Source organism: Thiomicrorhabdus sp. Milos-T2 (genome assembly GCF_000702325.1).
Lineage (GTDB): Bacteria > Pseudomonadota > Gammaproteobacteria > Thiomicrospirales > Thiomicrospiraceae > Thiomicrorhabdus.
On record NZ_KL370892.1, the window covers coordinates 113,658 to 134,983 of the forward strand.

21 protein-coding genes are annotated in these 21,326 nt (G+C 39.0%); 5 read left to right on the plus strand and 16 right to left on the minus strand.

Annotation, left to right across the window (positions count from 1 at the left end; genetic code table 11):
- Nucleotides 1-7: 7 nt before the first annotated feature.
- Complete coding sequence (locus BS34_RS0110610) at nucleotides 8-466, plus strand: PAS domain S-box protein (RefSeq protein WP_029408487.1); 459 nt, start codon at nucleotides 8-10, stop codon at nucleotides 464-466.
- A 357-nt stretch (nucleotides 467-823) separates the two neighbouring features.
- On the opposite strand, the gene BS34_RS12735 is transcribed toward BS34_RS0110610, so the two are convergent.
- The 7 genes from BS34_RS12735 to BS34_RS0110645 form a co-directional block, all read right to left on the minus strand.
- Nucleotides 824-1,663: a MerR family transcriptional regulator gene (locus BS34_RS12735; protein ID WP_051640855.1), complete on the minus strand. Its 840-nt coding sequence runs from the start codon at nucleotides 1,661-1,663 to the stop codon at nucleotides 824-826.
- Nucleotides 1,664-1,790: 127 nt separating this feature from the next.
- Entirely contained in the window at nucleotides 1,791-3,269 is a 1,479-nt protein-coding gene (locus BS34_RS0110620; protein ID WP_051640856.1) for a cryptochrome/photolyase family protein, read from the minus strand.
- Nucleotides 3,270-3,821, minus strand: a complete 552-nt coding sequence (locus tag BS34_RS0110625) for a chalcone isomerase family protein (RefSeq protein ID WP_158661012.1) — start codon at nucleotides 3,819-3,821, stop codon at nucleotides 3,270-3,272.
- A 48-nt stretch (nucleotides 3,822-3,869) separates the two neighbouring features.
- The gene (locus tag BS34_RS0110630) at nucleotides 3,870-4,415 is read right to left on the minus strand and encodes a DUF3833 domain-containing protein (protein ID WP_029408491.1); all 546 of its coding nucleotides are present in this window, start codon (nucleotides 4,413-4,415) and stop codon (nucleotides 3,870-3,872) included.
- 8 nt (nucleotides 4,416-4,423) lie between these two features.
- Entirely contained in the window at nucleotides 4,424-5,656 is a 1,233-nt protein-coding gene (locus BS34_RS0110635; RefSeq protein ID WP_029408492.1) for an SAM-dependent methyltransferase, read from the minus strand.
- The gene (locus BS34_RS0110640) at nucleotides 5,650-6,435 is read right to left on the minus strand and encodes a DUF1365 domain-containing protein (RefSeq protein ID WP_029408493.1); all 786 of its coding nucleotides are present in this window, start codon (nucleotides 6,433-6,435) and stop codon (nucleotides 5,650-5,652) included. Before BS34_RS0110640 ends, BS34_RS0110635 begins: the two co-directional genes overlap by 7 nt.
- Nucleotides 6,428-7,906, minus strand: a complete 1,479-nt coding sequence (locus tag BS34_RS0110645; protein ID WP_084151644.1) for an NAD(P)/FAD-dependent oxidoreductase — start codon at nucleotides 7,904-7,906, stop codon at nucleotides 6,428-6,430. Before BS34_RS0110645 ends, BS34_RS0110640 begins: the two co-directional genes overlap by 8 nt.
- A 110-nt stretch (nucleotides 7,907-8,016) precedes the next feature.
- Here BS34_RS0110645 and BS34_RS0110650 point away from each other — a divergent pair, with 110 nt between their 5' ends.
- The 3 genes from BS34_RS0110650 (at nucleotide 8,017) to BS34_RS0110660 (ending at nucleotide 10,568) form a co-directional block, all read left to right on the plus strand.
- Nucleotides 8,017-8,823 (plus strand): SDR family NAD(P)-dependent oxidoreductase, encoded by an 807-nt coding sequence (locus tag BS34_RS0110650; RefSeq protein ID WP_029408495.1) that lies wholly within the window; start codon nucleotides 8,017-8,019, stop codon nucleotides 8,821-8,823.
- Nucleotides 8,813-9,241, plus strand: coding sequence for a nuclear transport factor 2 family protein (locus tag BS34_RS0110655; RefSeq protein WP_029408496.1), 429 nt, complete (start codon nucleotides 8,813-8,815; stop codon nucleotides 9,239-9,241). The genes BS34_RS0110650 and BS34_RS0110655 overlap by 11 nt, the downstream gene beginning before the upstream one ends.
- Nucleotides 9,242-9,305: 64 nt before the next feature.
- The gene (locus BS34_RS0110660) at nucleotides 9,306-10,568 is read left to right on the plus strand and encodes an MFS transporter (protein ID WP_051640858.1); all 1,263 of its coding nucleotides are present in this window, start codon (nucleotides 9,306-9,308) and stop codon (nucleotides 10,566-10,568) included.
- A gap of 70 nt (nucleotides 10,569-10,638) precedes the next feature.
- Here the strand turns inward: BS34_RS0110660 and BS34_RS0110665 are convergent, their stop codons facing one another.
- The 8 genes from BS34_RS0110665 to BS34_RS0110700 all read right to left on the minus strand — a co-directional run bounded on the left by BS34_RS0110665 (nucleotide 10,639) and on the right by BS34_RS0110700 (nucleotide 19,232).
- On the minus strand, nucleotides 10,639-11,628 hold the full coding sequence (locus BS34_RS0110665) for a LysR family transcriptional regulator (RefSeq protein WP_051640859.1): 990 nt from the start codon (nucleotides 11,626-11,628) through the stop codon (nucleotides 10,639-10,641).
- A gap of 186 nt (nucleotides 11,629-11,814) precedes the next feature.
- A complete protein-coding gene (locus BS34_RS0110670; RefSeq protein ID WP_029408499.1) occupies nucleotides 11,815-13,194 on the minus strand; it encodes a phosphomannomutase/phosphoglucomutase in 1,380 nt (459 codons plus the stop codon).
- A gap of 82 nt (nucleotides 13,195-13,276) precedes the next feature.
- The gene (locus tag BS34_RS0110675; RefSeq protein WP_051640860.1) at nucleotides 13,277-14,386 is read right to left on the minus strand and encodes an HprK-related kinase B; all 1,110 of its coding nucleotides are present in this window, start codon (nucleotides 14,384-14,386) and stop codon (nucleotides 13,277-13,279) included.
- 8 nt (nucleotides 14,387-14,394) lie between these two features.
- Complete coding sequence (locus BS34_RS0110680; protein ID WP_038126698.1) at nucleotides 14,395-15,294, minus strand: GAK system ATP-grasp enzyme; 900 nt, start codon at nucleotides 15,292-15,294, stop codon at nucleotides 14,395-14,397.
- Nucleotides 15,287-16,930: an aminoglycoside phosphotransferase family protein gene (locus BS34_RS0110685; RefSeq protein WP_029408502.1), complete on the minus strand. Its 1,644-nt coding sequence runs from the start codon at nucleotides 16,928-16,930 to the stop codon at nucleotides 15,287-15,289. Before BS34_RS0110685 ends, BS34_RS0110680 begins: the two co-directional genes overlap by 8 nt.
- 9 nt (nucleotides 16,931-16,939) lie before the next feature.
- On the minus strand, nucleotides 16,940-17,233 hold the full coding sequence (locus BS34_RS0110690; protein ID WP_029408503.1) for an amphi-Trp domain-containing protein: 294 nt from the start codon (nucleotides 17,231-17,233) through the stop codon (nucleotides 16,940-16,942).
- A 46-nt stretch (nucleotides 17,234-17,279) separates the two neighbouring features.
- Entirely contained in the window at nucleotides 17,280-18,500 is a 1,221-nt protein-coding gene (locus BS34_RS0110695) for a hypothetical protein (protein ID WP_038126700.1), read from the minus strand.
- 12 nt (nucleotides 18,501-18,512) lie between these two features.
- A complete protein-coding gene (locus BS34_RS0110700; protein ID WP_029408505.1) occupies nucleotides 18,513-19,232 on the minus strand; it encodes a histidine phosphatase family protein in 720 nt (239 codons plus the stop codon).
- A 471-nt stretch (nucleotides 19,233-19,703) separates the two neighbouring features.
- Here BS34_RS0110700 and BS34_RS0110705 point away from each other — a divergent pair, with 471 nt between their 5' ends.
- On the plus strand, nucleotides 19,704-20,012 hold the full coding sequence (locus BS34_RS0110705; RefSeq protein ID WP_029408506.1) for a hypothetical protein: 309 nt from the start codon (nucleotides 19,704-19,706) through the stop codon (nucleotides 20,010-20,012).
- A gap of 377 nt (nucleotides 20,013-20,389) precedes the next feature.
- Here BS34_RS0110705 and BS34_RS0110710 read toward each other — a convergent pair whose 3' ends face one another.
- Nucleotides 20,390-21,319, minus strand: a complete 930-nt coding sequence (locus BS34_RS0110710; RefSeq protein ID WP_029408507.1) for an MBL fold metallo-hydrolase — start codon at nucleotides 21,317-21,319, stop codon at nucleotides 20,390-20,392.
- Nucleotides 21,320-21,326: the final 7 nt, after the last annotated feature.

A 21,326-nucleotide genomic window follows, 5' to 3' on the forward strand; every position in this document is an offset into this window, starting at 1 on the left:
TGGTGTTATGAAAGATCCAAAATTACGAACAAATTTACTGCTTCAACTGGTTGAAAACGCGCAAGAAGGCATCGTGGTTGCCGAAAAAGAAGGCCATGACACCATTTTGATTTATGTTAATCCCGCTTTTGAGAAGTTAACGGGTTATAAATCTGAAGAAATCTTGTACCAAGATTGTCGATTTTTACAAGGTGAAGATACTCAACAAGAGTCTATTAAGATTATCCGAAGTGCGATTGATGGCTCTGACCCTGTTCGTACCATTCTTAAAAACTACCGTAAAGACGGAACGGTTTTTTGGAACGAACTCAGCGTTACCCCATTCTTTGATGAAATTGATGAACTGACCTATTACATTGGTATTCAAAAAGATGTGACTGAAGAAGTCTTATTGCAAGAGGCTTTAGACAAAGCGAATGAAGAAATCGCGCAGTTAAACGCTGAATTAAAAGCATTGAAAAAATAACACTATTTTAGAGACCGTAGCAAAAACCTTTAGATTTATGAGTCCCAAAGGGTATCCGTATTTTGTGATTGATTATCGAGTTTTGTAAAAATTAACCACGAAGACACAGAGGCACGAAGATTAAAAACACAAATAAAAGTGATTAGAAAACCATAGCCTAACGATCTTAAGTCATGCCTATAAGCTCTGCAGCTCTGCATTTGTAAAGTGTAAAAGCGATTAATTTATTATGTTTAGTTTGATTATACGTTTAGTTTGGTATTAGACATTAGAAATCATCGTGCTTTCGTGTCTTCGTGGTTAAAAGATTTGTTTAATCAATCACAAAATACGGTTAGCCTATTTAAATAAAGTTCTCTAAATATTATAAGCGTAACATTGAATTTCTTTACTTAAGTCTGTGTTTTCAGCAAGTTCCGAAAAATAATGCAATTCTAGACCAGGATGCGTTTCTACCCAATTTGTCCAACGACTTTCATCAAAACCCTTTTGAGTATCTACAACGACCACGCCTTGGCTTTTCGAAATTTTAACCCTCTCAAACAATAATGCATCATTGTGCGTGGGTTCAGAATTAATAATACAAACAAAGCCTTTTTGAGCCAGTCTAATCGCAGCAATAATTAATGATGAACGTAAATCATCTTCTGATTCTGGCAATAACCATAAGATTTTGGCTGAATGCATGGCAATATGGCGACTAGCAAAACGTAAACGCGTGTGAAGCCTTGGCAGTAGCTGAGATTCCCAAAAGGCTAATAAAACATTGTTAGCCGTGCCTTCATCGCCTTTTAATTGATGACTAATTTCAATAAATATGCCATATAAAAGTGCATCACTAACATCCATAAAAGCATGGTCGAGTTCTAAATTTAAAGTCTCTAAATCAAAGGCAGTACAAGCTTCTTTCAATTTGGAAAGGTAATCGTAATCATCTTGATTAACCATTTCTTTTTCTTTAACGGCAACCTGGGTCAGTCGGCTTTTAACCTGACTAATCGGAATCCCTTGTTCAGTTAATTTAACCGCCCCTTTAATGCGTTCAATGTGCTCCATGGTATAAAGACGATGACCACCCTCTGTACGAACAGGTTCAATTAACCCATAACGTCTTTCCCAGGCTCTTAGAGTAATGGAGTTGACTCCTGTTAAGTTGGAGACTTCTCTAATTGGATAAAGGGCTTCTTGGTTTTTCATAGTGGTTCAATTTCTTTATTTAATGCTGGGAGAATTCCCCCAATAGTTATGCGTATGTTAGACAAAAACTTGTACTAAAGCAATTTTGCTCCATCAAGTCTTTGGTCAACATAATTTACGCCTCAGATTAACTTGCTGTTTTCATTGCTGCGACACGTTCTAAATGTTCTGTTCTACTCTGTTTTAAATCCACCTGCGGTTTTGGATAATCTTGACCTAGCTGTATTGCTTTTAAACTACATTCAGCAAGATGTTCCCAAGGAGCATGAATTGCCTTGTTAGATAGCGCTTTTAACTCAGGTACCCATTTGCGAATGTATTCACCCTTAGCATCAAACTTTACACTTTGAGTGACCGGATTAAACAATCGGTAATACGGTGAGGCATCAACACCACAACCTGCTACCCACTGCCAACCCATTGAATTATTAGCTGGATCGGCATCGAATAGGGTTTTATCAAACCAAGCCTTACCCAGTAACCAATGCTGATTTAGGTTTTTGGTTAAAAACGAAGCAACCAACATTCGCACGCGGTTGTGCATGCTGCCTGTTTCATAAAGCTCTCTCATTCCAGCATCAATAATTGGAATCCCCGTTAAGCCTTTCTGCCAGGCCTGGTAACTTGGCAAGTCTTGTTGCCAAGACATGGTTTTGTATTTGATTTGAAATGGCTCAGTTTCAGTTTGCGGAAAATGCACCAGTAAATGTCGCGCAAACTCCTTCCAGATTAACTGCCTTATCCATGGCATGCCTTGATCGGTTTTAATCTCACCTTGTGCCATCAAATCTTGAAAGTAAAAATAGATGACTCTTGAGTTTATCTCACCAAAATGCAGATACGGCGACAAGCCACTGGTGCCCTCTAAAATCGGAAAATCACGATCATGATCATAATGTGCGAGTCCGTTTTTAATAAAGGTTTTTAACTTATCCCAAGCGGCTTTTTCTCCAACTTGCCAATGCGTCATTAGCTTTTTAGCCCAAGGCTCTTGAATAAGGGTTTGTAAGTCTTTTGGCAAATTTAACCAGGCCTGGTTGGTTGGCGTTAATTGCGCACATTGACTAAAATCTTTGCCAAGACTTAAATCTTCTTGCAAAGGTTCAATTAAATTTTGCTTAGCCAGTAAAGCTTTGTAAAAAGGCGTAAACACTAAATACGGTTTATGCTGTTGATTACGAATCAATTCTGGTGCTATTAAAAACTCTGAATAAAACGGCTGCAGAGCAATTTTGCATTGCTGACAAACTTGTAAAGCTTGTTGCTGCATCTCAACAAAAGGCGACCCCACTTGGTAACTGTATAAAACCTGATTTACCTTGTAATCTGAAATGACTTGCTTAAGTTGTTGCTCAAACGCACCGTCTATAATCCACAATTGACCGCCCTTGGCTGAAATCTCAGCTTGCAGTTTTTGTAAACTTTGTGCCAACCAAACAAGATTAGCTTCACCAATGACCTGTTTTGAATCATGAAAATAAGCCACAATGACCAGGCCTGGTGATTCCAATGCCGTTTGTAAAGCAGGCAAAGCAGTGAGTCTTAATTCTCTTTGCAACCAAACTAAGCTTACGTTTTGGTGATGCTTTATTGACGTTAATGCCATTTAATTTCCAATTAAGTTCGATTTTAAATCTTCAGAAAGCGGGTTTTCACCCAACCAAATCCCAAAATACACTGCCTTAAAGCCTGGCGCTGATGAGCTAAAAATAGGGACATCATTAAGTAATAATGTTGTTCCGTCTTGTGGTGTATATTTCAATGTATAGCAATCACCAGGTTTTACCGCTTTATAAGCCATGTGTAATCGCTCAACTTCTTTTTTTAGTTGCGGGCTAATGTCTTTAGGTAAGACCTTGTTTGCGCCTTCAATAAAAATATCGGGCGTAATCTCTTTTAAATAACACAGCTTAAGTTTTAAGAGTTCTGAGTCCTCTAAAAAATTGTTAGGTAACGATTTTTTGCTGCTATCGACATACAAACTGGCTTGATAAATATCAAAAAACAACCAAGTTGCGGTGCCCTCAGAAACTTTAAACCACTTGTTATCAGACGCTGATGCCGCTGATGCCGCTGATGCCTGATTAGCGGTTAGCAAAAACAGTGAGGTAAAAAAAGCAAAAACAATCGATTTTAAAAACATATAACGCTGATTCATAGGTAAAACCCATAACATTTAATCTCATTTAATCTCATTTAAGCTCGACTATAGTGGGTTTTTACTAAAGAACAGTGTGACTTCACCAACATTAAAGCCCCATTTAGTCACGCTTGCACGATTCATCATCGTGGTGTCAGTATGTAAAAACATCCAGTCATTAAATTGCACATGAATCGTGCTATCTTTATAGGGTAAATCTAAAGTGTAACGCCAATTTAAAGCATTTCCGGCAGATTCTCCTATGGCTTCACCAATGACATCATCAGCCTTACCTATAAACTGACCCTCTGCTGTTTTGGTAATGTGCCAAATGCGTTGTTGTTTTTCACCATCGTTGTAAACAAAACGTTCATCTAAAGTCAGCTGATTACCTTCGATTGTTCCGGTGATATCCACCGTAAAACGACGCAAAACTTTGCCTGAACGGTCTTGAAACTGCCCTTGTGCAAATGTCTTGCCTTTAAAATAATCAAACAAGTTAAGTTGCGGTTTTTCATTTTGGTAATCTTGAACTTTCACAGAACTGCATCCTGATATTAGAGTGATTGAGAGAAAACTGACTAAGAGTAAAACGTATCTAAAATTCTTCATCACAACTCCTAAATTTGCTCTAACTTTGAAAACGTTAACTGCACAACACTTGTGTTCTGGGTTTCAAAACCTACGGTGCAGTAGTCTAAATAGTAGTTCCACATTTTTTGGAATGACTTGCCATAACCCTGCTCTAATAATACTTGGCTATGTTTATTAAAATCCTGTTTCCATAACTGGCAAGTTTTGGCGTAATCTTGTCCAAAATCAAAGACATTTTCAACTCTAAAGCCGTGTTTTGCAGCTAAATGCTTTAACTGCCTTAAACTTGGTAATAATCCACCCGGAAAAATATAAGTCTGAATAAAGTCCACATTAGATTGATAGTGTTCGGCAATTTTTTCATCAATAGTAATAACTTGTAATGCAGCTTTGCCGTCTGGTTTTAAGCACTCATTCAGTTTTTCAAAATACACATTCCAATACTCTTTGCCGACCGCTTCAAACATTTCAATACTTACAATATGATCGTACTGCTGAGTTTCATGTCGATAATCTTGCAGAGCAACTTCATAATGAGCGGTATTTGGAATTGCCTCCAAACGATTTTGTGCAAACTTTTGCTGTTCGGTTGACAAGGTCAGACCTTTAACGTTGGCTCCTTGGCGAGTAGCGGCTTCCATAAACCCTCCCCAACCGCAACCAATTTCAAGTACTGTTTGACCAGCCTTTAAGTTGATTTGATTAATTAACCTTTGATACTTTTGATCTTGAGCTTGCTCTAAACTCATATTAGCATCACTAAAAATAGCACTTGAGTAAGACATGGTTTTATCTAGCCATTTTTCATAAAACGCATTGCCTAAATCGTAGTGATAGGAGATATTCTTGCGGCTATTTTTTACCGAATTATGACGTTTACGGTGTTGCCATAAATGCCATAAATTAAAACTCTTTTTCCCCAATAAACCTTCTAAAACGGCTTTATTTTGGTAAACCAAATTCATTAGGTTATATAAAGAAATTGTTTCAACCGCATCTTCAAAATAGGCTTGAGCAAATCCTAGCTCACCTTGTGTTTTCATTAACCAGTAAGCTCTAAAGGGATTATTTAAAATCAGTTCGGCATGCGGACCAGCCTTTGATCCTTGAAAACGATGAGTTTCGCCAAACAACTTCAACGTTAAGCTTCCCTGCTCTAATTTATTAAATGGCAAGTTAAGAATCATTTTTTGAACAAAAGAAGGTGTAACCATCTTTTCTAATAGAGTAAATCCGCTATTTGATATGGCTTTTAACATTGGTTCATCTCCGTGTGACTGTAGTCAATTTTTTCGAGCTGTTTCGGGGTTTTGTGAAATTTACCACCTTTTAACCAAATTTTAAGTGCCCACCAATGAATCATGGCGAGAACTTTAAGGGTATTAAAAGGATGTTTAAAGGCGGCTTTAATTAGGTTTTTATCACTTAAAGATTGTGCTTGACCCACTTGAGTAGAGATAAGCACTTGTTGATTATTTTCGGTTTGATAAATTCCAATTTTGTATTGTTCAGAAGGCTTACTAAAACGAAACTGATACTGGCAATCCATGCCAATAAAAGGGGAAACATGAAACACTTTTTTAGCCTGAGCTTTAACACTATCAGCCAAAGGTTGACCGTGGTTGGTTAAGACGTAATGATGCCATTGACCAAAGGTGTTACTCACCTCGCCAATAATGCCAATCATTTGCCCTTGTTGATTGTAGGCGTACCACATAGCCAAAGGATTAAACGTGACATTCATAAAACGGGGAAAACAAACCAATTCAATCTTATGAGCCGCTTCAGGCAAGCCATATTCTGCTAATAACTTATCCGCCCAAACCCGCCAGGCCTGGTTAGTTTTACGAGCGCCGTAATCTTTAAAGTGCAAACTAAACAAGTTAAAACGATTGAGCGATAACCACTTAAGCGCACTGGCCTCTGCTTCAATCTCATCAATATCAACACGCAAGCTCATCACTCCATAACGAAACTGATATTGCATCGGAAAAAATCGTTGATGCATCACTTGGCCTAAATAGATTTGACTAGGCATTTTTTTGATCCTGAGCAGAAGATTGGTTAGATTGGCTGGCTTGATTGGATTGTTCAGATGGTTTAAGGTCGTCCTCTGATAAGTTCTCTAATGGCTTTTCAGGGGTTTGCTTTGTGCTAGCCTTTTTATCCCACGGCAAATCAATATTCCAAAGTTTGGCAAGGTTCACCGAACTGGTTAAACCATCTTCGTGAAAACCATACCCAAAGTAACTCCCGCAAAACCACAGGTTGTGTTTACCTTGAATATCCGACAAATACTTTTGTGATGTCATCGCATCTGAATCAAATACAGGATGTTGATAAACAATACGTTGGTGAGTGAGTGATTTTTGCGGAGGTTGGCTTGGGTTTAAGGTGACTAATAGAGGTGTTTTGGTTTTAAAGTTTTGTAATAAGTTCATCCAATAGGTGACTGCCACAGGACTTTCTTCAGAGTGTGTATCGCGAAGATAATTCCAGGCTGCCCAAGCCAATTTACGTTTTGGCATCAGTTTTAAATCACTATGCAAATAGGCGATATTTTCTTGATATTTAAAATTAGACAGCAGTTCAAAGTCAGTTTTTAAATCATCATCCAATATTTGATAGGTTTCGTCTGCATGAGAGGCAAACACCACATCATCAAAGACCATTTCTTGCCCTTTTGGTGTGCAGACTGCCATACCAAAATCGGTTTTATAAACGTTTGTTACTGGGCTAGATAACTGAACTGCAAAAGGTTCATTTGCCATAATGGCTTTAATATATTGCTCAGAACCATTCACAACCGACTCCCACTGAGGTCGGTCTTCAATATTGAGTAATCCGTGGTTTTCAAAAAATTGTAAAAAACTGCCTACTGGAAATTTCATCATGGTTTCTAACGGGCATGACCAAATTGCCGCAGCCATAGGTAACAAATAGTAATCACGCATACGCTGACTAAAACCATGGTTATCCAAATAATCACCTAAACTTAATGTCAATGGCGCGTCTGTTCCAAAATGATTCACCTCTAAATCTTGTTTGGCCTGCTTATTAAAGCGCAAGATTTCACCAATCATTTTCCAGTGAGCAACTGAAAATAAATTACGACGTTGAGCAAATAGAGTATTAATATTGTTACCAGAATATTCCAACTCACCTTGATTAGCCGTCACCGAGAAACTCATTTCAGTTTCTTGAGTCTTAACCTGCAAATGCTTAAACATGGCGGTAAGGTTTGGATAGTTGGGCGTATTAAAGACAATAAAACCGGTATCTACAGGCTGAGACTTGCCATCTAAATCCAAAGTAGTGGTATTGGTGTGGCCACCTAACTTTTCATTTTTTTCAAACAGGGTAACATCATGTTCTTGGCTTAAAAACCAAGCCGCGCTTATGCCACTTATACCACTGCCGACTACCGCAACCTTTTTTCGTTGATTTTTTTGGTTTTTTTGTTCAGATTCACCTTGGTTAGCGTCTTTTGCAATCGTTAAATTTGTCATACAGCTCTCATTGCGTTGTCACAATTATTATCAATAGTTTTAATTTATACAAAACCTATACATTTTGCAAGTAAAAAGTTATACAATAAATTCAAAAGGTGAGAGTTATTATGAAAAGTGATACAGAAACTTTACAAAATGAAAAGTCACAACGAATTTGGGTGGTAGGCGCTTCAGAAGGCATTGGCTTGGAACTGGTAAAGCAACTCCTTACAGAAGAGCACCAATTAGTGGTCTCTGCACGAAATGCAGAAACCCATACAAACTTACTCGATTTACAAATAAAGCACCCTGACAAGCTCGCCTTATTAAATTGCGATGTCACCCAAAAACAGAATTTAAAAGAGATAACTGACCAGGCCTGGTCAGTTTTTAAGGGGTTAGATAGCTGGATATATAATGCCGGTGTCTATAAACCCATGAGGCTAAAAGAATGGGATATTGAAGCCTTTGAAAGCATGAACCAAGTTAATTATTTAGGTGCGGTGTATTTAATGAATCACCTTTTACCTCTCTTTATGTCAGAAGCAACATCCCATAAAAAACCAATTTGGTTATGGAATATTAGCCTAGCCTCTGATTTTGGCTTACCTTATGGTGGAGGTTATTCAGCACCCAAAGCCGCCTTACAAAACTTAGCCGAGGCATTACAACCCGAGTTACAACAATCGGGCATTGAATTAAAAGTGATTAATCATGGTTTTGTAAAAACGCGTTTAACCGCCAAAAATGATTTTACGATGCTTGGGTTAATGGCTCCTAAAGAGGCGGCGATAAAAATTCATCAAGCACTTAAAAACCATCGTTTTGAAACACGTTTTCCCTTTAATTTATCGTTAGTTTTGGCTACGCTAAAACGGCTACCAAAATCCTGGGCATTAGCCATAACTAAAAAGGCGTTAAAAGATGACGGATAACCCAAATTTAAGTGCTTATATTCAAGCCTATCAAAACCTTACACCCAAAAACCTGCCTGAACTCGGTGAGCTTTTAAGCGAACAGGTGTTTTTTAAAGACCCTTTTAATAAGGTTAAAGGTAAAGCGGCCACCTTAGCGATTTTTGAACATATGTTTGCCACCACACAAAGACCTCAGTTTAAAGTGATCAATGCCGCCATGCACCAAGACATTGGACTCCTCTATTGGCACTTTGATTTTGTCATGCCCTCTAACCAAAGCCAACAATCGATTCAAGGCATGAGTCGAGTTCGGTTTGATAAAAATGGGTTAGTCACTGAACATATCGATCACTGGGATGCTGGCGAACAGGTTTACAGCAAAGTGCCAATACTGGGTTGGTTAATTAAACAAGTGCAAAAAAGATTGTCGGCATGATAAATTTTAGGCAAAAAATTCTAGTCAATAAATCATAACCCCTAAAACGCAGACTCTAAAAGCTATGACCTCACAACCCATTTCAAAAGTCGTGTTAATTCGTTATGGTTGGTTAGGCTTTGCCTTAGCTATGCTGGGTATACCTCTGTATGTTTATCTACCCACTTATTACGCACAACAAAGTGCCTTAAGTTATTCCGCCGTAGGTGCAGCGCTATTATTAGCGCGTTCTTTAGATGTGATCACAGACCCATTAATTGGTTGGTGGAGTGACCGCTTACAAGCTAAAATTTCTCGTAGTTGGCAAATCGCTTTATCTAGCCTGGTGTTGGCCATTGGCGTATATCAACTTTGGTTACCAGACTTAAATACCTTAGGTATGGGCTATTTGTTTATTTGGAGTTTTATTACCTACCTTGCCTGGACATGGATGAGTATTCCCTACTTAGCTTTAGCGGCAGAAATCAGTCAAAACCACCATACCAAAACGCAACTCTCTGGTTCACGCGAAGGTTTTGCCATTGTAGGGGTCATTACGGTGTTATTGCTCCCCCTTTTAAGTGGCTTAAGCGCCCAAAGTTTCGACTTTTATAGCCTTTTATTTATTCTGTTTTTAATCGTGCTATTTAGCGGCAGTCTTTGGCTTATTAATATTCCCACTCTACCCATCCAGAACAGCCAACCTATTGCACCCTGGATAATTTTAAAAAACCTTAAACAAAATCATCCCCGCAGTTTTAGCATTATGCCTAGCTATTTTTTAAACAATTTAGCCAATTCACTTCCAGCCACTCTATTTTTAATCTTTGTTTCAGACTATTTACAATTAGAGAGTCAAACGGGACTGTTTTTAATAACCTACTTTTTAGCAGGCCTGGTCGCTTTGCCGTTATGGATAAAACTGGCTAAACGCATAGGTAAACAAACAACCTGGAAAATCTCTATGCTACTCGCAAGTGTCAGTTTTATTGGGGTATTTGGTTTACAGCCTGGAAACAGTATCGGGTTTTTAATCGTAAGTATTCTCACCGGATTTAGCTTAGGCATAGACGTAGCTATGCCAGCGTCTATTCAGAGCGATATTACTCAAGAAGTTACTCAAAAAGACACCCAAGCAACAGGACTGTTATTTGGATTATGGGGCATGCTCACCAAATTAGCCCTTGCCTTAGCCGTTGGGCTGGCTTTTCCCATATTAGATTGGAGTGAAAGTATAGAACAACAAAGCACCGCTTTACTTTGGCTATATGCTGGATTGCCAATTCTGCTAAAACTGATGGCTTGGAAATTACTACCTCCTCAAAAATCGAATGAAAAATCAATTTAAGAAGTCACCAGGCCTGGTAGTTTGTTGAAATAACTTTGTTAATGAGGCATTCTATTTTAAGTTATTTGCCTTATTTAGAAGTTTTTGCATGAGAAAGTTCTTGATTAGGTAAGGCAACATATTGCATACCTTTATCTAATAAAAAACCGAGAAATTCATTGGCCATGACTGAGAGTTGCTTATTTTTGGGATAGACAATATTCCACTGTTTTTGAATAGGAAAATTCTCAACATCTAAAATTTCAAACTGATTATTAGGCTCACATACCTGTAAGGCATGCTGAGATACGCAAGCTATCCCTAGCTCCGCTGCCACACACTGTTTAATTGCTTCGTTAGAAGCTAAAACCATACGTTGATTGACTTTTAAGTCCGCCTTAGCAAGAGTACGTTCAACCGCATATCGAATTCCAGAGCCCTCTTCACGCATTAAAAATGGCTCTTTTGCTAAACGTTTAAGGCTCACTTTTTGCCCCACTAACGCATGATTTTTAGGCGCAATAATCACCAAAGGATTGGGAGCAAAAGGAGTAACATTTAAATCCAGTTCTTGCGGAGGAATTTGCCCCATAATATAGAGATCGTCCAAGTTATTATTGATACGTTTTAAAATATTCTCTCGATTAACAATCTCAAGACCTAACTCTATATCCGGGTAAGCTTTACAAAACTGGCCTAAAACTAATGGCGCAAAATATTTAGCGGTTGAAATCACCGAAATTCTTAACCTACCGCGCTTCATCCCTCTAAATTCATCAAGCGTACTTTCTAGATTAGAAAGCTGATTAATGACATCACGACAACTGCTTGCCACCTCTTCACCGACTTCTGTAAGATGAATTTTGCGCCCTACTTGCTCATACAAAGGCATATCAATCGCCTCAGCCAAACTCTTTACCTGAACAGAGATAGTGGGTTGGGTTAAAAACAGTTCTTCAGCGGTACGGGTAAAACTTAAATTTCGTGCTAAGGACTCAAAGATTTGAATTTGCCTTAATGAAGCGTGACGAATTAAAAAATTAGAACTGGCAGGATGATTTTCTAAAGTCGGTTCAGTCATAAAAAGCCCTTAATTTAAAAATAAAAGTTTTTCACGATTAAAAATTGCGCAAAACTCTCAACAGGCTTCATCTTACCCAAAAAAAGACTTTAGGTCACACTCGATAAAACTAAATTTAAATCAGACAAACCAACTTCATCGTGATGAATTCAAGTTCAAAATTCCCAATTGGGATATAAACAGATTTTAGAAAGGAAGCTTTAAATTTGAATCGACTGCGAGAATTTTTTCACGAAATAAGGCTTTAATTCGATCCAAAGCGGCTTGGGTTTCCCCTTCAAATCGTAAGGTCACAATGGGTGAGGTATTGGATGGGCGAATCAAACCCCATCCATCTGCAAAATCGACCCGCAAACCATCTAAATCAAACACCTTGCCTTCTGTAAATTGGGTTAGTTCTTTAAACTTATTAAAAAATTGGTAATGCTCGCCTTCTGCAAAAGGCATGTCGAGTTCTGGGGTGTTGATGCCATTGGGTAAAGTTGCAAACAGATCGGCGGCTGTTTGCTCTGATTTCGCGACTATTTCACACATACGCGCACCCGTATAGATTCCGTCATCAAAACCAAACCAGCGCTCTTTCCAGAAAATGTGCCCTGAAACTTCACCCCCTAAAACGGCACCTGTTTCACGCATTTTGGCTTTCATAAAAGAGTGGCCAGTTTTCCAGATAGTGGCTTTACCACCAGCTTGCTCAATGATTTTTGGTAATAAAGAGGTGCATTTAATGTCATAGATAATTTCACCGCCAGGCTCGCGAGATAGCACATCTTGCGCATACAACATTAACTGACGATCGGCATAGAGACTGTTACCGCTATTATCGACAATTCCACAGCGATCGCCGTCTCCATCAAAGGCGATGCCTAAATCAGCGCCCTCTTCTTTAACCGCCGCCACTAAATCAGCTAGATTTTGGGGTTTGGCTGGATCTGAATGATGATTTGGGAAGGTGCCATCAATGTCACAAAATAATTCAATCACTTCACAGCCCATGGCGCGAAACACAGCTACACCGAAAGGACCCGCGACCCCATTGCCGCCATCCACCACAATTTTCAAAGTTTTGGCAAGTCGAATATCATTGACAATGTATGATTGATAAGCCTGAAAGATATCCTGTTCAATGACCGAACCCGATCCTTCAGAAAAGTCATTGTCTTGAATACGTTTGAGGAGATTTTGGATGTAGTCGCCATATAAAGTGATGCCGTCCACCACCATTTTTATGCCATTGTAATTCGATGGGTTATGCGATCCGGTAATCACTACACAGGAGTTAACCCCCTCTAAAGTCGCCGCGGCAAAATAAGCCATGGGCGTCGGTACCTGGCCAATATCAACTACATTAACACCAGTAGAGATTAACCCCGCAATCATGCGGTCACGAAAACGTGGCCCGGATAACCGACCATCGCGCGCCAACACAATTTTGTCTTGCCCTGTTGCCAGAAGTGCAGAACCTAAAGCCTTACCAACCAGCTCGACGGTTTCTTCGGTCAAGACATCATCGACGACACCTCGAATGTCGTACATACGGAAAATACTTTCAACTACCTGTGTCATGGCAAGCCTTTTTAATAATAATGTGCAAAACATCAAAAGGGAAGCTTTACACCCTAGGTGTTCATTAATTGAAGCGGCAGTATTAAACTTTTTCCAGTTGCTTGAGCACAAGCTGGCTGGCTTCGTGAAAATCGATTTTACCGGTTAATTCCCAACATGGAATGTCTCCCAATTTTTGAAAATAAGGGGCTGTTTCTAGTTTTTCTTCCAGCGCCTGCTCAAAGGATAAAAAACGGCCATCCGCATCTGCATAAAAAGGCCCAGGGCTTTTTATAATTGCCGCCAATAATTCAGGAGAGTCTTTCAAAGTGGTTTGACGAAGAGCCGTTGCTTGTTCGCTATTCCCTTGCCAATTTAAGACGACCAATGCAGATAATTGTGCTTCAGGCTTATAGCAGTTAGAACCATAAATTTCATTCACATCTGCATCGAATTTATGTTCAAGTTGACGAAGTGCCTCTTGCGGCATCGCCAAATAGTCTTGTTTTTGCTGTTCAGAAATTAAACCATGCAATCTTGGATTATGAACGATGGTTCCAGGATTAATACGAGGGTGTTTTGGAATACCGCGCATCACCACTTGACTGTTTTGGGTTTCAAAGACCAAGCGATCATTGCTGATAAAATGCTCTCCCATCTCCATTAAATGCAGCATCAAAGTCGATTTCCCACCGCCAGAAAGCCCTGCGATTGCAAGCCCTTTTCCTTGAATTTCTAAAGCGGCACAATGACCCAACAACCAACCTTGTCTTAGGTGATGATTTAGAGATTGTGTCAAGATAAAGTTAATCACTTGATTTGGGTGCGCCTCAACCGGTCCGATGCACAATGGCACGTCTGAATGCTGCCAAAGCAACATACCCGTTTTCACTTTATAAACAAAACGACCCAATGGCGATTCGAGGATTGCGTCTTTTCGGCCAGATTTACTCAATGGACGAGGCCAGTTTGCCCAATCCTTGCCAACCAAATTAAATTCATCCGATTCGATTGCTTGTATCCTGCAATCAGGGTCTTGGGTATGGGTCACAACATTTTTAAAATAGCGCTTAAGTTCAGTTAGAAGAATAGCGGAATTCGTCTGTATTTCAAAAACCTGATCTGCTAAGGTTAAAAATAATGAGGACGATTGCCAGACAGTATTGCCTCTTGTGGCCTCTAGCTGTGAGGTGAGTTGCTGAGTTGAATTCATTGTTGATTTCATTGTTTATTCGCACTGAGTTGTTGAATAACAAAATCTGCATAGGCGGTTGCCATATCCAGTCCTAAGCCTTCCTTTGCACCTTTAAAACCACCAAAAGCGGAAACCTCAAAACAAACGGCACCCTCTTCGGTTTCTGCAATATCAACAGTGGTATAGGTCAAATCAAATTGCGCTTGTGCTTGGCGAGCCATTTCAATGATTTCTTCTGACGGTTCGGCTTTGGCATACTTACCCCCATCTTGAATCGTCGTATTCCAGCTATTCCCATTGGCAACTCGGGCATAAGCGCCTTTATATTCACCATTTAAGAAAACCAGCCCCATGTCTTGCCCAGGCAAATTAAGTTTTTGTTGTATATAGAAAAACCCATGTTGTTGGTAATACTGCTCTAATTTTTTTTTCAACTTATGTTCGCTCAAAGAGTCATCTAATACCAACATGCCGCGTGCTTTCGTTGAAAACAAAGGTTTGAGCACCACAGTGCCAAATTTTTGCACCGCCTCATATGCCTGGCCAAGATTTTCGGTAATCATTGTTGGCGGCATAGGTATATTGCCCTTAGCCAAGGAAACGGTACAACTCATTCGGTCAACCAAGCGAATAATTTCAGAAGGTTTGGAATAGATTTTGACACCGCATTTTTCAACAAAGCGTAAAATTTCTAACCGGTTAATCACCGTTGGACTGTACTCTTGCGAAATTTTCTTAATAATAATGCCGTCCAGCTGGCATAGGCTATGGTTTTTATACATGACATCTGGCGTGGCTAAGTCAGCAACCACCTGCTGAATATCAATCACTAAACGAAACCCTGTTTTTGCTTCAATGGCGTCTGCGAGGACTTCGGTGGACCATTTACCAGGTATGCCGACAACGGCAATTTTTAAATCAGTCATGGAAAATTTCCTTTGGAATTTCATATTTTTTTCTGTTGGCCTTATCAAGCTGTATGACCTGCTCAATTAAATAGCGACCTTTAAAATGCATAGATTTTGCATGTTCTTTATCAAAAACAAAGCGTGTTGAGGTAATAAAAGACCGTCCTAAACCGAGCGCCATGCGAAGACTGTAATCTTCATCTTGAATTTTTTCTGCATAACTTTGACCAAAATCGTAAATGGCTTCCATAGCCAACCTGATTAACTGGCGCACATCAGGATCAAAATTGGTCATACGATAAAATGAAACCATTAATACCGATAAATCTTGCACATAATCTAAGTACTCAGAACGATGAAGGTCAATAAAACTGATATGTTGTTGCACCGAATCATAGAGAATATTATCGGTATTAAAATCTCCATGAATATAAACGGCTTGCGGCACCTTTAGCTTACGTTCTACCTTGGCTGCCTGTTTAACCAGTTTTTCTAATGTGGCCTGTTTCATATCCCCAATTTGAAGACCCTTGAGGTTAAAATCAGGATGCACCTTATAAATATTTTTCAGGCGTTTTTCTAATTGCTGCATATAATTTGCTGGATGAATTTCATCAATACGGGTTTGTTGCCAAATATCTTCCAAGGTAACGAATAGGGTTTTCAAACCTGCCTTGAGGGGTTTACGCTCTTTTTGCAACAACAGCTTGTCAAAAGTTTTTCCCGTCAGGTATTCAAATAAAAGAGCGGCTTTATCTCCGGTCTTTTGGTAAGAATAGACTTCTGGTGCGATGCCTGGAAATTTCTTATTCCAGCTATCAATCCCTTTCTTTTCTTCTAGCAATTTTTGTTTTTTACCTTCTTTAAAAATTGCCAGAATTTCCCCTTCGGTTTCTTTGGAAGAACGTACACCAGAAATAGTACAACCCGATTTGGTTTCGCCCATAGAATGAATTCTGAGGTCGGGCAAAGAAATATCCTGTTTTAAATCATTAATGCTTGCCTCAAGGGCATGATAGCGGTCTATTTGAATAAACTGCCCGAGATTAGCCGAAATAATGCCTTCTCCAACGCGTAAAAGTGCATCACCCATAATGTCGATATCTTTTAGAATAAAACTGGCCTTAAGCAATGCATCGGTTTGTTGTCCGGTACGCAGTTGTTTTTTGTATTTTTCAATCTGCAGCTGGCAGGCCTGGTGAATTCTATTTTGCAAACGGCAAATATCGATTGATAAACCAAGACTGTCGGAATCAATTGCAGGCAGAACCAATGACAGACCTTTACTTAAGTCCGAAAATGCAGAAAATACATTATGTTTATGCAGGAGATTTGAACCGCAGATTTTTTTAAGCTGAACAGCCATATCAAACAATTGCTTAGCAAGTGCCTTAAGAGCATGCCCCACATGTTCATAAGATTGAACAATCAGTTGTGATTCACGAGAAGAATCATGCATTAAGCTTTGATATTCATGGCGAGCTCTTTGCAGTAAATTGAGATGGGCGATATCGATATAGTCCATCAAATTTAGACTTTTTTCGATAAAAGCTGGATCCTGGTGGTCCAGTGCATCTTCAATATTTTGCAGCTGTTTTTGAACGTCAAGCAATAGAAATTGCAATGATTCATACAGAGAAGACATTATTTTCATCTGAATGCTTTAATCGCTTTGTTTGTTTTTTTTCGGTTTGATAAATAAGGGCGAATTGTCAGAAGAGTCTTGCTCATCAGAAAGCCAACTTAATTTAATTCGTAAGCTTTGTTCTTTTTTGCTTTGACTGGCTCGAATGCGTAAACGACTAATTTTATTAGGGCGAAGTAGCAAAGACTCTTCGTCATCAGAAAATAAGACCTCGCCTTTTTCTATTCCTTTTGTCAGGGCTTTTAAATAGCTGACAATGGCTTCTTTATCCTGTAAGGATTCATGTTCAAAGTTATTTGTGTGTTTTGTCATATACACCTCTTGACTGAAGCATTGTCGTTACGATTCAAAAATCGTCCTATGCACTAATCATTTCTGGATGGAATTGTTTCGGATGGCTAAGTTCGCTGCACAGAGCAGAAACTATCCCGTTTATGCTGAATATTGTAACAGCTTCACCTGGCGTGTTCATTTGAGATTGTTTGCGGCAATTAGCGTTCAGCTGAGTGTCGCATTCAAAATTCAGTAACCCCTGGCGGACAAAAAGCTGCTGACCGTTTAAATGACTTCGGTGACCATTCACCAATGCAAATATTCTTTGTGATTTCAGTATGCGACTGCCCACTTCTGTGAGTGGAAAATCTTTTTCTCGATACTTAGTTCGGAAAACATTACCGTAGGCACTGTAATACATTTGAAAAATTAAGCCCTTCGACATGGCATGTTTAAAATCCATATTGAGTTTTTCCACGCCTTGTTCCAAAATTTGTTCGGCGATATGATCGTCAAGCCCTGCATGACTAAACAGATAACTGCCGCTGCGGTGCATTAAAACCAATTCGCGGAAGAACCAATTAAACTCGCCACCCTCGTCGATAAAAAGTTGTTTCGCTTTATGTGCGGCTTGATAGACTTGGTTGAGTTCTAATCCAAAATCAGCACAGGCCTTTAACAGGTCAACATTTTTGTGTTTAATCTGACGGATTTCTTTGTCAATCTGGGATGGGGTCATAAAATCTGCAGCATATTCGGGGAACCGTTCAAACCAATCGTCTTGAGGCATGAGTTCTTTGAGAATGGTGCTTTCAGTTAAAGTCGGCGTTGGCTCATTTAAGCAATAGGTTTCATAAACTTCTGCCAGAAAGGAAGCCACTTTTCTGCCCATACGAACAAAAAAATGGGACTGACGCAAATCATCCATAAAATTAAGGGCCAGCAGTCCAGCATAAACTCGAATATCGTGATTACCCGCTAATAAAACCAAATCGACTTGTTGTTGCTTTAACTGGTGTAACAGATGAAAAAGCTGTAAGTTACTTGGCCCTTTATCAAAACAATCGCCACCAATCATAATTTGCCCTTGCAAACCTTTATCGGTTAACTGGATTTCTTCCAGACTGCTCTCTTCTGTCACAAGTTGGCTCAATTTTAAAGAACGCAAAAAGGCTTCCGCATCGGCATGTAAATCGCAGAAAAAATAGGTTTCTTTATCCGGCATCAACCAGGCATTTGATGGAAATTGAACCGGATTTTCCGGCTGCCATGCATGGGTAATTTGAGAGGTAAATGGCTTAGTCATTTTATAGACTCCTTAATCTATCATGAGTTCAGTTTTATCAACAGCGCGCACTTTCCATTCGCCATGTATTTTGACAAAAGACCTGTCCGGTTGATTTTTAGCTTCGGTATATTCAAAAAAAAGTGGGGCAGCGTGATACATGGAATATTTAGCAATGTCTTCAAACTCTAATATCCCTAATAGATAAGCCGCATGACGAAAAGAGGCGCCATGCCCAACGACAATCATCAGCGTGTTCTTTTTAACAGACTTTCTCAGTTTCACACATTCTTTGCGAATAAACTTGGCCAAACGCTCGCCTGAGTCCATCAACGATTCTGCACCATCAAATGGCAAGCAGTAATAAGAATCTGATTTCCAATTAAAGTCCGGACATTCGTAGCGCGGATCTTCTTTCAACAATCCTTCAATTTCAGTAACAGTCAAATTAGCCACTGCACCCACAGAACGCTCATTAAGCTGTGAACTCGTCTCAATATCAAAGTCGTAATTTATATTTTCTTTGATAATTTTAGCTGTCTGCCAAGCTCGTAATAAATTGGAGGAATGAATCGCAGAATGTATCTTTAAGTTATGAGCTTCAGCAAATTGTTCAATAATCTTTGCCGTGGCTACAGATTGTTGCTGACCTTTATCCGTTAAACCAAAAGGTTGGAAGGCACTCGGTGTTTTTGGTTTTTGTTGATATTCGCCATGACGGACAAAAACGAGGGTAATGGTTGGGATATTCATAAACGAAATCTTAGAGCAAAGACGTGGGATAAATATGACAGTTTAATGAAAGCAAAAGCAGTCGGTTGTCATAGCATCTTAAGAACGCGTAGAAACAGATCATGCTTCACTGTTTTGATTTAATCCTACTATTGGAGACCTTTGCACGAGACCATGAACACATAAAAACAGCTATAATTCTCTATCTTCAAACTAAAAAATCCGCCCAATAACTAGTTATTATGCGTATTTTTTAGCCCAAATCTAAAGAATTCTATCTTGTTTTTCTTGCGCCCCTGTCTCGTGCAAAGGTCTCTATTGAAAAGCTTAAAATTGGTTTCTCTAAAAAGGCGACTTTAGGTCTCTCTCGATACAACTAAATTTTAATCGTATAGACAATCTTCGTAGTTATATATAGAAACCTTCAATTTCTGAGTTTTTTACTGGGTACTTATAATCGAGTCATCTTCAATCGATTAAGAGGCACCAATCATGGCTATTCAATTGTCTTCAAAACAACAAAATAAGGCACTAATTAAACAAACTGCACACAAACAAAATTCAAAAGCTAAGGTTGTAAATTTTGTAGCAAAAGAAGTAAACATGATGCCCGCTCAATGGAAACGTCAAGGAAATCCTACGCCATATGAATTAAGCACCACTATTGCAACCTGTAAAAGATTATGGCACATGAACAAAGAAGCCTTAAATCACCCAGAGTGTAATAAAGAAAAGACTCAAGAAAATATCAAAACACTCGAAAGGCTTTATCTCATGTTGATGGATTATTTGGTGGCATAAGTAATCAATAACACAATAAATAAATTGATAAATTGTCTTAATTTATTAGCGTTTATTTATTACCTATTAGGCACAACGAATAAAAACACATTTTTTCAAAAAAAACATATATTCGAAGCCTGTTCAAGAATGCGAAAGCAGATAATAATGATGACTTGATATGCTATTGTTTTGGAGTGTCTAAAAATGACTATTTAGATAACCCAAAAACTAGAGAGTTTGTAGTTGAGCAAACCCAATTGAAAAACTGTGCTTGCGAACTTCGAAACCCTTCAGGAAATACTGTTTAAAAGATTTTCCTAAAGGGAGCTAGTTTAATTTTTTAACGGTGAGTATTTACACAAAATTATTTACAGGGTCAAAACAATTTTGTATTCCTACATTGAAGACTCTAGTCTTAAATAAGTACGATTTAAATTTTGCTTATGCCATGAGTCATAATGTTTCAAATGGCTAAATTCTGGCCAATCTTTGTTATCTGCAACAGCACTATCAACACCTGCAAAATCTTCAGCAGCAGGGCTTAATTTGTTAATTAGCTTGTTAAGATAGTTACCCGTCTCAGCATCGGCCTGTTTCCAGTCTGATACGTTTCCATGACCGGGCACAATGTGCTCTGCAGGCAGTTTACGCATGGCTTTATAGGCTTCATTCCAGGTAATTGTATTAGACCAAGGGTGCACACCAAGCATACGATCTAAATACACCATATCACCAGTGAACAACACTTTTTGTTTTGGTAACCATAAAGCTGAATCGCCTGGAAAATGGGCGTCACCATAGAAATTTAACTGCATCTCTACACCACCAATGGTCATGTTATTAGAAGTCTTTTCAAGGACAACATCAGCTGTTTTCATTTTAACCCCCTTTGCAGCAGGTACTTTTGTAACAAGATGATCGACTAGCTGGTTAAACATTGCAGTTTGCGTTTTAACCGTTCCTTTATAAGCGTAAATTTTAGCGCCATGTTTTGAAAAATAATCATTACCTAACCAACGGTGATCTTGGCTTCCAAGATTAATTACCGCTACGATGGGTTGGTCTTTAATCTTTTTAGCGAGCGATTCTAGCTTTTTAGCCGCAACATCCCCCGCACCTGAATCAACTAAAACCCAGCCATCAGCCGTATCAATAAACCCTATATTATTATTAAGTCCAAGATTTTCAGGCGTTCTGTCAGTAAGTGGCCCTATGTAGGCATAAACATGGTCTGCGACCTTTTTCGTTTTAAATTCCATTGCATAACTGTTGAAAGCAACCAATGCCAACAGCACAGCGAATAATGAAGTTATATTTTTTTTCATCCTATAT

Bases quoted from the DNA above. Each gene is read 5' to 3' on its own strand.
- BS34_RS12735 (WP_051640855.1), bottom strand. From the start codon at position 1,663: ATGAAAAACCAAGAAGCCCTTTATCCAATTAGAGAAGTCTCCAACTTA.
- BS34_RS0110710 (WP_029408507.1), bottom strand. From the start codon at position 21,319: ATGAAAAAAAATATAACTTCATTATTCGCTGTGCTGTTGGCATTGGTT.
- BS34_RS0110660 (WP_051640858.1), top strand. From the start codon at position 9,306: ATGACCTCACAACCCATTTCAAAAGTCGTGTTAATTCGTTATGGTTGG.
- BS34_RS0110640 (WP_029408493.1), bottom strand. From the start codon at position 6,435: ATGCCTAGTCAAATCTATTTAGGCCAAGTGATGCATCAACGATTTTTT.
- BS34_RS0110685 (WP_029408502.1), bottom strand. From the start codon at position 16,930: ATGAAAATAATGTCTTCTCTGTATGAATCATTGCAATTTCTATTGCTT.
- BS34_RS0110620 (WP_051640856.1), bottom strand. From the start codon at position 3,269: ATGGCATTAACGTCAATAAAGCATCACCAAAACGTAAGCTTAGTTTGG.
- BS34_RS0110680 (WP_038126698.1), bottom strand. From the start codon at position 15,294: ATGACTGATTTAAAAATTGCCGTTGTCGGCATACCTGGTAAATGGTCC.
- BS34_RS0110650 (WP_029408495.1), top strand. From the start codon at position 8,017: ATGAAAAGTGATACAGAAACTTTACAAAATGAAAAGTCACAACGAATT.
- BS34_RS0110630 (WP_029408491.1), bottom strand. From the start codon at position 4,415: ATGAAGAATTTTAGATACGTTTTACTCTTAGTCAGTTTTCTCTCAATC.
- BS34_RS0110690 (WP_029408503.1), bottom strand. From the start codon at position 17,233: ATGACAAAACACACAAATAACTTTGAACATGAATCCTTACAGGATAAA.
- BS34_RS0110665 (WP_051640859.1), bottom strand. From the start codon at position 11,628: ATGACTGAACCGACTTTAGAAAATCATCCTGCCAGTTCTAATTTTTTA.
- BS34_RS0110670 (WP_029408499.1), bottom strand. From the start codon at position 13,194: ATGACACAGGTAGTTGAAAGTATTTTCCGTATGTACGACATTCGAGGT.
- BS34_RS0110695 (WP_038126700.1), bottom strand. From the start codon at position 18,500: ATGACTAAGCCATTTACCTCTCAAATTACCCATGCATGGCAGCCGGAA.
- BS34_RS0110625 (WP_158661012.1), bottom strand. From the start codon at position 3,821: ATGAATCAGCGTTATATGTTTTTAAAATCGATTGTTTTTGCTTTTTTT.
- BS34_RS0110645 (WP_084151644.1), bottom strand. From the start codon at position 7,906: ATGACAAATTTAACGATTGCAAAAGACGCTAACCAAGGTGAATCTGAA.
- BS34_RS0110700 (WP_029408505.1), bottom strand. From the start codon at position 19,232: ATGAATATCCCAACCATTACCCTCGTTTTTGTCCGTCATGGCGAATAT.
- BS34_RS0110655 (WP_029408496.1), top strand. From the start codon at position 8,813: ATGACGGATAACCCAAATTTAAGTGCTTATATTCAAGCCTATCAAAAC.
- BS34_RS0110610 (WP_029408487.1), top strand. From the start codon at position 8: ATGAAAGATCCAAAATTACGAACAAATTTACTGCTTCAACTGGTTGAA.
- BS34_RS0110675 (WP_051640860.1), bottom strand. From the start codon at position 14,386: ATGAATTCAACTCAGCAACTCACCTCACAGCTAGAGGCCACAAGAGGC.
- BS34_RS0110635 (WP_029408492.1), bottom strand. From the start codon at position 5,656: ATGTTAAAAGCCATATCAAATAGCGGATTTACTCTATTAGAAAAGATG.
- BS34_RS0110705 (WP_029408506.1), top strand. From the start codon at position 19,704: ATGGCTATTCAATTGTCTTCAAAACAACAAAATAAGGCACTAATTAAA.